Raw genomic sequence first — 13,103 nt, 5'->3', positions numbered from 1 at the left:
TCTCCAAAATTTTACTGGTAACTAGAAAATAATATAAAAATCTTTGATAAAGTCAATTTATTTTTAGTATTTTCTGTATATCAATTTCTATTTCTTGTTCATTTTTACTTCCATTAACTATATAAAAATTACCACTATTTTTATAATAATCTATTAATGGATATGTTTCTGTTTTATATACTTCAATTCTTTTTTTTATTACTTCTTCATTATCGTCTTTTCTATAGTCAAATGTACTTGAACCGCAAACGTCGCATACATTATCAGTTTTAGGCTGCAAGAAGTAATTATTATATATTTTACCGCAATTTTTACAACTATATCTTCCTAAAACTCTTTTAATTAATAATTCATCTGGAACATCAAAATATATTATTTTAATTTTTTCTTTAATAAATGATTCAAAGAATTTTGCTTGCTCTAAATTACGTGGATATCCATCTAATATATAGCCGTTTTTATATTCAGAGGATAATAAAAAATTTTTAATTACTTGATTAACTATTTCATTAGGGATAAGCTCCCCTTGCTTAACATAATTATTAATTAACTCTGCTTCACTAGTTGATGTTTTAATAATTGTTCTAAATATATCACCGATTGCTATATGTGGTAAATCAATTTTTTTAGCTATCTTTTTTCCTTGTGTTCCCTTTCCGGATCCTGGAGGACCTAAAAAAATTACTATCACTATTTAAGCTCATTTTTAATTTTTTAATTTTACTTTCTTCATTAAACCTTCATACTTACTACTAAATAAGTAAGTTTGAATCTGAGTCATAGTATCAAGTACCACGTTCACTACAATTAAAAAACTCGTACCTCCTAAAGAAAGAGAAATTACATACTTATTCATTAATAGCTCCGGAATTACACATATTACACTTAAATATATCCCACCTATAACCGTAAGCCTTGTAAGTATATAATCAAAATAATCAGACGTATTTTTCCCTGGTCTTTTACCCGGAATATAAGCACCGTATTTTCTTAAATTATTAGCAGTTTCTTCAGAATTAAATACTATTGCAGTATAAAAAAAACTAAAAAACATAATTAATGCTACATATAATAAAATATATACGGGCTTTCCATGCCCTAAGTAATAAGTAAGCATGCCCATAGTTTCTGAATTACTATTAGAAAAATTAGCAAGTGTAGCAGGAAATAGTAAAATTGAACTAGCAAATATTGGAGGTATTACACCAGAAGTATTTAATTTAAGAGGCATATGCGTTGCTTCTCCTCCATAAATTTTATTTCCTACTTGTCTTTTAGGATACTGTACCAATAATTTTCTTTGGGCCTTTTCAAAAAATATAATTATAGCTATTAATACAACTACTCCAATACAAACAGCTAACGCTATTAAAGGCGATAATGCTCCTTTTCTTGATAATTCAAACATACTAATAATAGCACTAGGTACTCCTGAAATTATACCTATAAATATAATTAAAGACGTACCGTTACCTATTCCGCGTTGTGTAATTTGTTCTCCTAACCACATTAATAGCATAGTGCCTACAACCAAAGTAATTACGGTTGTAACCCTAAAGAAAAAACCCGCTAAAATTACTACAGGACCGGTATTTGTTACAATCGACTCTAAACTTATAGCAACTCCATAAGCCTGAAAAGAAGCAAGCAGAACCGTTAAATATCTCGATAGCTGATTTACTTTTCTTTTACCAACTTCCCCTTCTTTTTTTAAATTTTCTAAAGGTTTATATGCAACTGACATTAATTGGATAATAATTGAGGCGGTAATATACGGCATAATTGCTAAAGCAAAAATAGACATTCTACCTAGCGATCCTCCGGATAGCATGTTGAACATTCCGAGTATTCCGGATTGATTCTTTTCAGCCACACTACTTAAAGCAATTGAATCTATACCGGGTATAGGTATAAAAGACCCAAATCTACATACTATAAGAATGAGAATAGTAAAAACAATGCGACTAACTAAATCATTACTGGATTTTTTAGAAAAATTCTGCCCCATATACTATAATAATTTTCCACCTGCTTTTTCGATTAAATCCTTAGCTTTAGAAGAATAAGCATCTAATTTTAATGATAGGGGAGAAGCGAAATCATCACTACAAATAGATAATAATTTCACTAATTTCTTATTATTTTTATTATTAACTACTCCAGCTTCTACTAATTTTTCTTTCGTAATAGTATCAGCAGCACTTAAACGCCCATCGGCTAATGCTTCTTCAATATTATAAATGTTTATTATATTGTATTTTTTAGTTGAAATACAATTAAATCCTCTTTTAGGTAGTCTTTTGATCATAGGTGTTTGACCACCTTCAAAACCTTTTATTGCAACGCCAGATCTAGATTTTTGACCTTTAATTCCTCTACCGCCGGTTTTTCCTTTACCGCTACCAATACCGCGTGCTATTCTTTTCTTATTTTTTTTAGCACCTATATTATTATATAATTCATTTAATTTCATTTAAAAACTCTAATTACATATTTTCTATTTTTAACAAATGCTTTACTTTTTCAACCATCCCTTTGATTGAATTAGTATTTTCAAGAATAACGCTCTTATTAATTTTGTTTAAACCAAGCCCAACTAATGTCAATCTTTGATCATACTTACGACCTATAGCACTTTTAACTTGAGTAATTTTTATATTATTATTCATAACTTCACCTATACTTAACGCAACATTATTCATTAACTTGAATATCAGAGGATTTTACAGATATTTCATTTACTTTTTTATCTCTTCTCATAGCAATAGATTTTGGTGATGCAAGTTTATTTAAGGCATCAAATGTTGCAGAAATCATTGCATAAACATTCGTTGAACCTATTGATTTAGCAACAATATCATGAACGCCTAAAGAATCAAAAATTGCTCTCATAGACCCTCCGGCTATAACGCCCGTACCTGCTTTAGCTCTTCTTAAAATCACTTTAGCAGCTCCACTTTTACCGACAACGTCATGGTGAATAGTCCTATTTTGATATAACGGCACTTTCATCATTCTCTTTTTAGCGGCTTGTTTTGCTTTTCCTCGAGCTTCGTTTACTTCTTTAGCTTTTCCGTGTCCCGCTCCGACTCTGCCAGCTTTATCACCGACAACTACATAAGCAGAAAAAGCAAATCTTCTACCGCCTTTTACTACTTTTGTAACTCTATTTACATCAACTAAAACTTCGCTTAAAGTCTCTTCATTTTTTTTAACTTTAGACATTACTACAACCTTATAACCTAAAATTTTATTTTCTCTCTAGCTGCATCAGCTAGAGCTTTTACAACACCGTGATACTTATATCCGCCTCTATCAAATAATACTTCTTTTATCCCTGCAGAATAAGCTTTTTTTGCTATTTCTTCACCTACTTTGATAGCATTTTCAATATTACAATGAGATTTTTTTAATTTTTTTATTTTCTCATCTAAAGTTGAAGCAGAAACAATCGTTATAGACTTAGAATCATCAATAATTTGTGCATATATATGTCTACCTGATTTAAATATCGATAATCTAACTCTATTAGATGTTTTAGATATTTTATGTCTTATTCTACTTCTTCTTTTTTCAAATTTTAGCTTAGCACTACGCATATTTAACTCTTAAATTTAATTTTTCTTACCTTCTTTACGCGGTATAAATTGATTTTCAAATTTAATCCCTTTTCCTTCATAAGGCTCAGGTGGTCTCTGTTTTATAATAATTGAGGCAAATTGTCCTAATTTTTCTTTATCTGTTCCCTCAAGAATAATAATATTTTGCTTAGGTACCTCTATTTTAATATCTGAAGGTATTTCAATTTTTGTATTATGGCTTTTAGCAAGCATTAAATTTAAATATTTACCTTTTACCATTGCTCTGTAACCGACTCCATTAATTTCGAGTTTAAGCTTAAACCCTTCTTTAACGCCGGTAACCATATTTGATATTATGCTTCTTGCAGTACCCCACATAGCACGTGCATTTTTATTTGCGGCTAAAGGTTTTACTAAAAGCTTATTTTCTGCCAATGAAATTGCTATATTACCTTTAAAAGTTTTTGATAATTCGCCTTTAGGTCCGGATATTTTTACTTCTAAATCATTTAAACCAACTTTTACACCTTCAGGTATAGTAATCGGCAATTTTCCAACACGTGACATTTTTTTACCTTAAAATACTTTACAAATTACTTCGCCGCCGACATTTTTAATATGAGCTTCTCTATCAGACATAACACCGTAAGGAGTAGAAAGAATATATATACCCATATTATTATAATATCCTTTCAAATCTTTAATAGCAGAATATACTCTTTTTCCAGGCTTTGATACTCTATGAATTTCGCATATAGAAGCATCACCGTTTACAGAGTATTTTAAAGCTACCTCAGTATAACTAATATTATTTTTTTGAGTAGTTACATAATCTTTTATATAACCTTCTTTTTGCAAAACATCTAAAATTGAAGTTTTAATTTTAGAACTAGGAAAAGAAACATTTATCAATTTGCTTTTATAAGCATTTCTAATTCTAGTTAACATATCTGCTACATTATCCGTCATTGACATATTATTTACCTATCGACTTTTACCAACTTGACTTAACTACACCGGGAACTAAGCCTCTACCTATTAATTCCCTAAGCTTATTCCTAGATATACCGAATTTTCTTGTAACACCTCTTGGTCTACCTGTCATCTCACATCTATTTCTTATTCTAGTAGATGATGAATTTCTAGGTAATTGTGCAAGTGACATTACCAAAGAAAAACGCTCTTCTAATGAAATATTTTTATCATAAATTTTACTTTTTAGTGCTGAACGTTTATTATGTAAACTTTGTGATTTTTTTTTCCTACTTTCGTTCTTTTTTATAGAACTTACTTTTGCCATTATATATATCCTAAAAATTAATTATAAAAAGGTAAATTAAACCCTGATAACAAAAACTTACTTTCTTTATCTGTTTTAGCAGATGTAACGATTGTAATATCCATACCCCTTATTGTATCGATTTTATCGTAATTAATTTCAGGAAAAACTATCTGCTCTTTTAATCCAAAAGTAAAATTCCCTTTACCGTCAAAACTTTTATAAGAAAAACCACGAAATTCTTTAACACGAGGTAACGCAACAATTACTAGCCTTTCTAAAAAATCATACATTCTATCTTTACGTAATGTAACCTTGCAGCCTATTTTCATACTTTCGCGTAACTTAAAGGTTGCAATAGATTTTCTTGCTAACGTTACAACCGGCTTCTGACCGGATATCAAAGTAAGATCATTTACCGCATTATTAATTACTTTGGAATCGGCTATCGCTTCCCCTACTCCCATATTTATAACAATTTTCTTAATTTGCGGTATTTCATGCTTATTTTTATAAGAAAATTCTTTTTGTAAGTTTTCAATAATTTTTTGCTGATATAATTCTTTAAATCTTAACATTATTTACCTTCCTTACCGATAATTTCCCCTGATTTCTTTGCTACTCTAACCTTAGAACCGTCTTCTAAGAATTTAAAAGCTACTTTGGTAGGGTTACCAGTTTTTGGATCGATGTGTGCAATATTTGAGATATGTATAGGTAATTCTTTAGTTATTATCCCGCCTTCACTCATTTGATTAGGTTTAGTATGCTTTTTTACTAAATTTACTCCAGAAACAATTACTTTACTGTCCTCAGGAAAAACTTTTAATATTTTACCTTTTTTTCCTTTGTGCTTTCCGGTAATAACAACAACTTCATCACCTTTTTTTACTTTTAATTTAATCATTTATAACACTTCCTCTGCAAGCGACATTATTCTAACATATTTTTTCGCTCTAAGTTCTCTTGTAACAGGACCGAAAACTCTAGTACCGATAGGTTCATCTTGTTTATTCAAAAGCACTAATGCATTTTTATCAAATTTTATTGTACTACCGTCAGGTCTTACTACTCCGGTCTTTGTACGAACAATCACGCCTTTATAAACATCGCCCTTTTTAACCTTACCGCCGGGTATAGCTTCTTTAACAGATACAACTATAACATCACCCAGCTTTGCCACCATATGGTGAGAGCCACCTAAAACTTTAATACACATAACTTTTTTAGCACCGGAATTATCTGCAACTTCCAAGATGCTCTGCATTTGAATCATAAACTACTTCCAATTTTTTATACACGAGAGATAAAATAAACAATCTACCTTATAAAGTCAAAGATTAAAAAACTTTATTCCCCATTTACCACTAACCATGTTTTGGTTTTTGAGATAGGACGACTTTCAATTATACTAACTTTATCTCCTTCTTGATATTTATTTTCTGAATCATGAGCAGCATATTTTTTAGATACTTTCACGAACTTTTTATAAATAGGATGCTTAAACTTTCTTTCTACTTTTACTGTAACCGTCTTATCAGCTTTTGAACTTATAACCACGCCTTGTAACACTCTTTTCGGCATTTTAATATTCCTCACTATTAGATCTTTTTGTTAATTCAGTTTTAATACGTGCTATAGACTTTTTGACTAACGAAAACCTACTAGTATTTTTTAACTCACCTAAAGCTTGTTGAAATCTTAAATTAAACAATTCTTTTTTTAAAAGATTAAGGTTTTTATAAAGCTCTTCTATTGTTTCAGTAGATAACTTACTTCTTAATAATTTTAAATCATTCATAACGTCTCACTATCCTTGTTCTAACAGGTAATTTTGCACTTGCAAGCTCCAAAGCTCTAAGTGCAATATTTTCTTCTACCCCTTCAATTTCAAACATAATTCTTCCAGGCGAAACTCTAACTGCAAAAAATTCAGAAGAACCTTTACCTTTACCCATTCTTACTTCGGCAGGCTTTTTAGAAACGGGAACATCCGGAAAAATGCGAATCCATAATCTTCCTTGCCTTTTCATACATCTAGTAGCAGCTTTTCTTCCTGCTTCTATTTGTCTTGCAGTAACACGCCAACCGTCTATAGATTTTAGACCAAATGATCCAAAAGCAAGCGTCGTACCTGCTTTTGCTTTTGAAGCAACTCTACCTTTATGAGCTTTTCTAAATTTTTGTTTTTTCGGAGCTAACATTTTAATACTTAAAATTAATTATATCTTTTATTTCCTGTATATTCACCTTTATAAATCCACACTTTAACCCCTATAACTCCATAAGTAGTTATAGCCTCAGCTGTTGAATAATCAATATCAGCTCTTAAAGTATGTAACGGCATTCTTCCTTCTATATACCACTCGGTTCTAGCAATTTCAGCACCTCCAAGTCGCCCTGAACAACTAACTCTTATACCTTGTCCACCTTGCTTAAATGAAGCCTGAATTGCTGTTTTCATAGCTTTTCTAAAAGAAACTCTTTTTTCAAGCTGTAGTGCTATAGTTTGAGCTACTATAGCAGCATCTATATTAAATTTTCTAACTTCGTGAATATTTATATAAACTTCTTTTAAAGAAGTCATTTTCTCGATAGCTTTTTTTAGCTTATCAATTTCACTACCGTTTCTACCGATAATGATATTTGGTTTTTTGGCATTAATATTAATTATAATACTTTTATTAGAAGGACGTTCAATTAAAACTCTACTAACTTGAGCTTGATTAAAACCTTTATTTATTAAATCCCTAATTTTTAAATCTTGTATAAAAAGAGTTTTATAATGTTTTTCTGCATATAATACGGAATCCCAACCTTTAATTAAAGTCGGTCCAACTCTAAAACCATGTGCACAAACTTTCTGCCCCATTTTAATTATCCTCTTTTTCTGTAACAGTTATATAAAGATTACTAAAAAACTTATTTATTCTAGTTGCTCTTCCTTTTGCTCTTGGCATAACTCTTTTCATTACTAAAGCCTTACCTACAGTCGCTTTAGTAATAACCAATCTATCTATATCTAGACCTAAATTATTTTCAGCATTTGCAACAGCAGATTGTAAACAATCTTTTACAACTTTTGCAATTCTTTTAGGAGAAAAAGTTAATTGTACCAATGCTTCAGATACTTTCATATTTCTAATAAAGGCTGCAACTAAATTTAGCTTCCTTGGACTTACTCTAATAGATTTAGCTTTTGCCGTAGCAAAATTTTTATTTTCCTGTACCATATAAATCTTTACTTTCTTTTGACTTTTTTATCTGCTCCATGACCGTGAAATGTTCTAGTAGGAGCAAACTCACCTAATTTTCTTCCAACCATTTCTTCATTTACAGAAACCGGAATAAATTTATTTCCATTATGAACAGAAAAGGTAAACCCTACAAAAATAGGCAAAATCGTTGATCTTCTAGACCAAGTTTTAATCATTTCAGATTTACCTGATTCCATTAATTTTTGAACTTTCTTTATTAAATAACCGTCTACAAAAGGCCCTTTCCATATTGAACGTGCCATACTAATACCTAATTAATTTAAAATCTATTTTCTTTTCTTTACGATAAATTTTGAAGTACGTTTATTTTTACGTGTCTTCTTACCCTTTGTTGGGAATCCCCAAGGAGTAACAGGATGGCGTCCTCCTGAAGTTTTACCTTCACCACCGCCATGAGGGTGATCTACAGGATTCATTGCTACACCTCTAACATGCGGTCTCCAACCGAGCCATCTATTTCTACCTGCTTTGCCTAAATTAATATTTTTTTGATCCGGGTTAGATATACTACCTATAGTAGCTTTACAATCTAAAGGTATTAACCTAAATTCACCTGATCTTAATTTAATCTGAGCATACCCTGAATCTTTACCCACTAGAACTACTGAAGTACCTGCAGACCTTGCAATTTGACCACCCTTACCTACTTTCATTTCAACATTATGTAAAGTAGTACCGATAGGAATGAATTTTAAAGGTAAACAATTTCCTATTTTTATATCAGCATCTTGACTTGATATTACTCTATCACCTACGGATAATTTTTGCGGTGCTAGAATATAAGAATATTCCCCATCTTCATATTTTATTAAAGCAATAAAAGCAGTTCTATTAGGGTCATACTCTATTCTTTCAACAATAGCAGAAATATCTATTTTATTTCTTTTAAAATCAATAATACGATATAATTTTTTGTGTCCTCCACCTCTGTGCCAAGAAGTAATTCTACCTTGATTATTTCGTCCACCGGTTTTAGATATACCTTTGGTCAAAGATTTTAAAGGTCTGCCTTTCCATAAACTAGTTTTATCAACTTGAACTAACTCTCTAAGAGAAGGAGTAATTGGATTAAAGTTTTTTAAAGCCATTTATTTAATTCCTCCGGCAAAATCGATATTATGATCTTTTTCTAATGTAACAATAGCTTTCTTTCTATTGATTTGAGTCCCTATAATTCCTTTAAATCTTTTTTTCTTACCTTTAACGTTTAAAATATTCACTTTTTTTACTTTTACTTTAAATATTTCTTCTATAGCCTTTTTAACGGTAAGTTTTTCAGCAAATTTATCTACATAAAAAGCGTATTTATTTTGTTCCGAAAAGGTTGTAGTTTTTTCTGTAATAATAGGTTTTCTAATTAAATCGTAGTATTTATAAGAACTCATCTTAACCTCTCTTCTAAAACGCTCACTGCTTCTTGTGATAATAGGACATATTCATGTCGTATTATATCATAAACATTTGCTCCTATTTGTGGAACAATCACAGTATTATAAATATTTTTTGCAGCTAAAGAAAAATTAGTATCTACTTCATTTCCGTCTATTACAAAGAAACTTTTCCCTTGAAATTTGTTTAATATATTTACAAGAACAGAAGTTTTAGGCTTATCTAGCTTTAAAGAATCTATGACTAATAATTTTCCTTCAGCGAATTTCTCGGATAAAGCATGAATTAAACCAAGTTTTCGTACTTTTTTAGGTAATTTTGTTGCATGACTACGTACTCTAGGTCCGTGAGCTACACCACCACCACGCATCTGTACCGATCTAAGGGAGCCTTGTCTTGCATTACCTGTACCTTTTTGCTTAAAAGGTTTTTTTGTGGTTCCTGATACTTCTGATACTGTTTTAGTTTTATGGTTACCGGACATTGCTTTAGCTCTCTGCCAATCAATAACCTGCTTTATTATATCATCTCTGATAAATTCAACAGCAAATATATCTTCATTTAAGCTAATCTCACCAACTTCTTCATTAGCAAGACTTAATATTTTAGTTTTCATCTTTATTTAACCTTATACAGTCTTATATAAAACTTTTATATAAATAATATTGCATGGCGTTTTGTTAATTTGATAATCTTTAACCTCAATAAACATGTCTAAGAGGTTATCAGTAAACAAATTTTAACCGATAATTTAATTCATTTACTGATAGCCTCTAAATATCTATTATACAGTTATTGAAATCTTTTTTATTGCATCTTTTACTGAAAGATACGAATTTTTGTGACCAGGTATACTACCCTGAATCATAATAAGCTTACGCTCTTTATCAACGGCAAATATTTTCAAATTTTGAATAGTAACCTGGTTACATCCCATATGACCAGCCATTTTTTTGCCTTTGAAAACCTTTCCTGGATCTTGCCTTTGTCCTGTAGAACCGTGCGAACGATGGGATATAGAAACACCGTGAGAAGCTTCAAGACCTCTAAAATTATGTCTTTTCATACTACCAGCAAACCCTTTACCTATAGTAGTTGCCGTTATATCCACAAATTGTCCTGCCGTAAAATGATCTACTTCTAGACTTGCTGCTATATCAATAAAATTCTCTTCAGAAATTCTAAATTCTTTTAATTTAGTTTTAGGAGATATTTTAGCATTAGCAAAAACTTGTTTCATAGGCTTGGTTACTCTAGATATTTTTTTATCTTTTATACCTATAACCAAAGCATTATATCCATGTTTTTCTAGAGTTTTATGCCCTACCACTTGACAATCATCAACTTTTACTAATGTCAAAGAAATTCTTTCCCCTTTATCATTAAAAACACTAGTCATCCCAATTTTTTGAGCAATTATACCGGTTCTCATTTATTCCCCACTCTCTAATTCAATCACTACATCAACACCTGCTGCTAAATCAACTTTACTTAAAGCATCAACAACCGCCGGATTTGGATCATCTATAACTAATAATCTTTTATGCTTTCTAATTTCAAATTGCTCTCTTGACTTCTTATGTACATGAGGAGACCTATTTACGGTAAATCTTTCAATTTTTCTAGGTAAAGGAATAGGACCATTAATGTTAGCAAATGTTCTTTTAACAGCACTAACTATCTCTTTTGTAGCTTGATCAAGACTACGGTGATCAAATGATTTTAAACGAATTTTGATTTTATTTTTCATTCAGTAAACCTAATATTTAAACAGCAAGATGTTTTTCAGACATCTTAAAATATAAATACCTATTATTAAAAAATAATAGGTATTTATAAAATCAATTAATTATTTATTTTAGTTACTACGCCGGCACCCACTGTTCTACCACCTTCACGTATAGAGAATTTTAACCCTTCCTGCATAGCAATCGGTTTAATTAATTCCACTGTAAAAGTAGCATTATCTCCAGGCATAACCATCTGCTTATCAGCAGGCAATTTTATTGTACCGGTAACGTCTGTTGTTCTAAAATAGAACTGCGGACGATAGTCATTAGTAAATGGGGTATGACGTCCACCTTCTTCTTTACTAAGCACATATACTTCAGCTTCAAACTTATCATGCGGTTTTATGCTACCAGGTTTTGCGAGAACTTGTCCTCTTTCAACTTCTTCTCTTTTTGTACCGCGTAGTAATATACCGACATTATCTCCGGCTTGTCCTTCATCAAGTAATTTTCTGAACATTTCTACACCGGTACAGGTAGTTTTTTGCGTATCTTTTAGACCGACTATTTCAATTTCCTCACCTACCTTAATTATTCCTGACTCTACTCTACCGGTTACAACAGTACCTCTTCCTGAAATAGAGAATACATCTTCTATCGGCATTAAGAAAGGTTTATCCGTAGCTCTTACAGGCTGCGGTATATAGCTATCTACTGCATCCATTAACTCATTAATAGCTTTTTCACCTTCAGGCTTTCCTTCTAAAGCTTGAAGTGCAGAACCTTTAATAATAGGTATTTCATCACCCGGGAAACCGTATTTTGATAATAATTCCCTTACTTCCATCTCTACTAGTTCTAATAGATCAGGATCATCCACCATATCTACTTTATTTAAGAATACTACCATAGCAGGTACACCTACCTGTTTTGCTAGTAATATATGCTCTCTAGTTTGCGGCATAGGACCATCAGCAGCAGAAACTACTAATATTGCCCCGTCCATCTGAGCGGCACCGGTTATCATGTTCTTTACATAGTCAGCGTGTCCCGGACAATCTACGTGTGCATAGTGTCTATTTTTAGTCTCATATTCTACGTGTGCAGTAGAAATAGTTATACCTCTTTCTTTTTCTTCAGGAGCAGCATCAATTTGATCATACGCTGTAGCTTTTGCTCCACCTGTCTTAGCAAGTACTATAGTTATTGCTGCTGTTAAGGAAGTTTTACCGTGATCTACGTGACCGATCGTACCTATATTAACGTGCGGTTTAGTTCGTTCAAATTTTGCTTTTGCCATGTTATTACTCTCTACAATCAGGTTTAATACAAGTTAATTTTTTATAAGTGCATTTTTTGCTAAATTTATTTGTTACCACTATCTCTGGAGCGGGTGATGGGAATCGAACCCACACAGCCAGCTTGGAAGGCTGGAACTCTACCATTGAGCTACACCCGCATTGTGGCACTGTTAATAAAATAATTTCAAAGCTATTTTGTTAACAATGCTATATCAATTTTATTCAGATTTATAAATATACACAATTATGTTTTATTTTTAAATAAAATTAAACATATATACATGAATCTTTTAAAATAAAATGATACGCTTCCCTGAACCATTTAAGTGGTGGAGGGAGAAGGATTCGAACCTTCGAACGCTTACGCGGGCAGATTTACAGTCTGCTGCCATTGACCACTCGGCCACCCCTCCTAAAGAACTTTACTGTATTAAATAGACTAATTCACTGTAAAATACAATATATAATTAGTATTAGGACTTAATAAAACTTCTTGCCGAATCATCAAATAAACAAATAGCAGCTTGCACATTTATTTAGTTGTA

Annotated in this window: 24 protein-coding genes and 2 tRNA genes; all 26 read right to left on the bottom strand. The window is 31.4% G+C overall.

Annotation, left to right across the window (positions count from 1 at the left end):
* Nucleotides 1–52: 52 nt before the first annotated feature.
* Nucleotides 53–691, bottom strand: a complete 639-nt coding sequence (locus AC5587_RS01990) for an adenylate kinase (RefSeq protein WP_499162679.1) — start codon at nucleotides 689–691, stop codon at nucleotides 53–55.
* 15 nt (nucleotides 692–706) lie between these two features.
* Nucleotides 707–2,008, bottom strand: coding sequence for a preprotein translocase subunit SecY (gene secY, locus AC5587_RS01985; protein ID WP_499162678.1), 1,302 nt, complete (start codon nucleotides 2,006–2,008; stop codon nucleotides 707–709).
* Between the two features lie 3 nt (nucleotides 2,009–2,011).
* Nucleotides 2,012–2,473 (bottom strand): 50S ribosomal protein L15, encoded by a 462-nt coding sequence (gene rplO, locus AC5587_RS01980; protein ID WP_266264669.1) that lies wholly within the window; start codon nucleotides 2,471–2,473, stop codon nucleotides 2,012–2,014.
* Nucleotides 2,474–2,486: 13 nt separating this feature from the next.
* The gene (gene rpmD, locus AC5587_RS01975; RefSeq protein WP_410526827.1) at nucleotides 2,487–2,669 is read right to left on the bottom strand and encodes a 50S ribosomal protein L30; all 183 of its coding nucleotides are present in this window, start codon (nucleotides 2,667–2,669) and stop codon (nucleotides 2,487–2,489) included.
* Nucleotides 2,670–2,694: 25 nt separating this feature from the next.
* On the bottom strand, nucleotides 2,695–3,225 hold the full coding sequence (gene rpsE, locus AC5587_RS01970; protein WP_011270644.1) for a 30S ribosomal protein S5: 531 nt from the start codon (nucleotides 3,223–3,225) through the stop codon (nucleotides 2,695–2,697).
* Between the two features lie 17 nt (nucleotides 3,226–3,242).
* Nucleotides 3,243–3,599 (bottom strand): 50S ribosomal protein L18, encoded by a 357-nt coding sequence (rplR, locus tag AC5587_RS01965; RefSeq protein ID WP_499162677.1) that lies wholly within the window; start codon nucleotides 3,597–3,599, stop codon nucleotides 3,243–3,245.
* 15 nt (nucleotides 3,600–3,614) lie between these two features.
* Complete coding sequence (rplF, locus tag AC5587_RS01960) at nucleotides 3,615–4,148, bottom strand: 50S ribosomal protein L6 (protein ID WP_499162676.1); 534 nt, start codon at nucleotides 4,146–4,148, stop codon at nucleotides 3,615–3,617.
* Nucleotides 4,149–4,157: 9 nt separating this feature from the next.
* Nucleotides 4,158–4,556, bottom strand: coding sequence for a 30S ribosomal protein S8 (gene rpsH / locus AC5587_RS01955; RefSeq protein WP_011270641.1), 399 nt, complete (start codon nucleotides 4,554–4,556; stop codon nucleotides 4,158–4,160).
* A gap of 19 nt (nucleotides 4,557–4,575) precedes the next feature.
* Entirely contained in the window at nucleotides 4,576–4,881 is a 306-nt protein-coding gene (gene rpsN / locus AC5587_RS01950; protein WP_499162675.1) for a 30S ribosomal protein S14, read from the bottom strand.
* A gap of 17 nt (nucleotides 4,882–4,898) precedes the next feature.
* Nucleotides 4,899–5,438 (bottom strand): 50S ribosomal protein L5, encoded by a 540-nt coding sequence (rplE, locus tag AC5587_RS01945; RefSeq protein ID WP_040256101.1) that lies wholly within the window; start codon nucleotides 5,436–5,438, stop codon nucleotides 4,899–4,901.
* On the bottom strand, nucleotides 5,438–5,767 hold the full coding sequence (gene rplX / locus AC5587_RS01940; RefSeq protein WP_011270638.1) for a 50S ribosomal protein L24: 330 nt from the start codon (nucleotides 5,765–5,767) through the stop codon (nucleotides 5,438–5,440). The genes rplE and rplX overlap by 1 nt, the downstream gene beginning before the upstream one ends.
* Entirely contained in the window at nucleotides 5,768–6,136 is a 369-nt protein-coding gene (gene rplN, locus AC5587_RS01935) for a 50S ribosomal protein L14 (protein ID WP_008580952.1), read from the bottom strand.
* 74 nt (nucleotides 6,137–6,210) lie between these two features.
* The gene (rpsQ, locus tag AC5587_RS01930) at nucleotides 6,211–6,444 is read right to left on the bottom strand and encodes a 30S ribosomal protein S17 (protein WP_039594825.1); all 234 of its coding nucleotides are present in this window, start codon (nucleotides 6,442–6,444) and stop codon (nucleotides 6,211–6,213) included.
* A gap of 1 nt (nucleotide 6,445) precedes the next feature.
* Nucleotides 6,446–6,661, bottom strand: a complete 216-nt coding sequence (gene rpmC, locus AC5587_RS01925; RefSeq protein WP_004596213.1) for a 50S ribosomal protein L29 — start codon at nucleotides 6,659–6,661, stop codon at nucleotides 6,446–6,448.
* Nucleotides 6,654–7,064 (bottom strand): 50S ribosomal protein L16, encoded by a 411-nt coding sequence (rplP, locus tag AC5587_RS01920; RefSeq protein ID WP_499162674.1) that lies wholly within the window; start codon nucleotides 7,062–7,064, stop codon nucleotides 6,654–6,656. Before rplP ends, rpmC begins: the two co-directional genes overlap by 8 nt.
* 14 nt (nucleotides 7,065–7,078) lie before the next feature.
* Nucleotides 7,079–7,732, bottom strand: coding sequence for a 30S ribosomal protein S3 (gene rpsC, locus AC5587_RS01915; RefSeq protein WP_499162673.1), 654 nt, complete (start codon nucleotides 7,730–7,732; stop codon nucleotides 7,079–7,081).
* Nucleotide 7,733: 1 nt separating this feature from the next.
* The gene (gene rplV / locus AC5587_RS01910) at nucleotides 7,734–8,093 is read right to left on the bottom strand and encodes a 50S ribosomal protein L22 (protein WP_008580961.1); all 360 of its coding nucleotides are present in this window, start codon (nucleotides 8,091–8,093) and stop codon (nucleotides 7,734–7,736) included.
* Between the two features lie 8 nt (nucleotides 8,094–8,101).
* The gene (gene rpsS, locus AC5587_RS01905; protein ID WP_008580964.1) at nucleotides 8,102–8,380 is read right to left on the bottom strand and encodes a 30S ribosomal protein S19; all 279 of its coding nucleotides are present in this window, start codon (nucleotides 8,378–8,380) and stop codon (nucleotides 8,102–8,104) included.
* Between the two features lie 24 nt (nucleotides 8,381–8,404).
* Entirely contained in the window at nucleotides 8,405–9,226 is an 822-nt protein-coding gene (gene rplB, locus AC5587_RS01900; protein WP_499162672.1) for a 50S ribosomal protein L2, read from the bottom strand.
* Nucleotides 9,227–9,523: a 50S ribosomal protein L23 gene (gene rplW / locus AC5587_RS01895; protein WP_410526816.1), complete on the bottom strand. Its 297-nt coding sequence runs from the start codon at nucleotides 9,521–9,523 to the stop codon at nucleotides 9,227–9,229.
* Nucleotides 9,520–10,143, bottom strand: coding sequence for a 50S ribosomal protein L4 (gene rplD / locus AC5587_RS01890; RefSeq protein WP_011270631.1), 624 nt, complete (start codon nucleotides 10,141–10,143; stop codon nucleotides 9,520–9,522). The genes rplW and rplD overlap by 4 nt, the downstream gene beginning before the upstream one ends.
* A gap of 168 nt (nucleotides 10,144–10,311) precedes the next feature.
* Complete coding sequence (gene rplC / locus AC5587_RS01885) at nucleotides 10,312–10,959, bottom strand: 50S ribosomal protein L3 (RefSeq protein ID WP_218461021.1); 648 nt, start codon at nucleotides 10,957–10,959, stop codon at nucleotides 10,312–10,314.
* Nucleotides 10,960–11,277, bottom strand: a complete 318-nt coding sequence (rpsJ, locus tag AC5587_RS01880) for a 30S ribosomal protein S10 (protein WP_011270629.1) — start codon at nucleotides 11,275–11,277, stop codon at nucleotides 10,960–10,962.
* 95 nt (nucleotides 11,278–11,372) lie between these two features.
* Nucleotides 11,373–12,557: an elongation factor Tu gene (gene tuf / locus AC5587_RS01875; RefSeq protein ID WP_045803554.1), complete on the bottom strand. Its 1,185-nt coding sequence runs from the start codon at nucleotides 12,555–12,557 to the stop codon at nucleotides 11,373–11,375.
* 85 nt (nucleotides 12,558–12,642) lie between these two features.
* Nucleotides 12,643–12,716: transfer RNA gene (locus AC5587_RS01870), tRNA-Gly, on the bottom strand.
* Nucleotides 12,717–12,885: 169 nt separating this feature from the next.
* A tRNA-Tyr gene (locus AC5587_RS01865) sits at nucleotides 12,886–12,971 on the bottom strand.
* Between the last annotated feature and the right edge of the window lie 132 nt (nucleotides 12,972–13,103).

Source organism: Rickettsia endosymbiont of Hedychridium roseum, assembly GCF_964028255.1.
Taxonomy (GTDB): Bacteria; Pseudomonadota; Alphaproteobacteria; order Rickettsiales; family Rickettsiaceae; genus Rickettsia; species Rickettsia asembonensis.
Note: the sequence above shows the minus strand (reverse complement) of the source record. Positions and strands in the feature narration are given on the sequence as shown.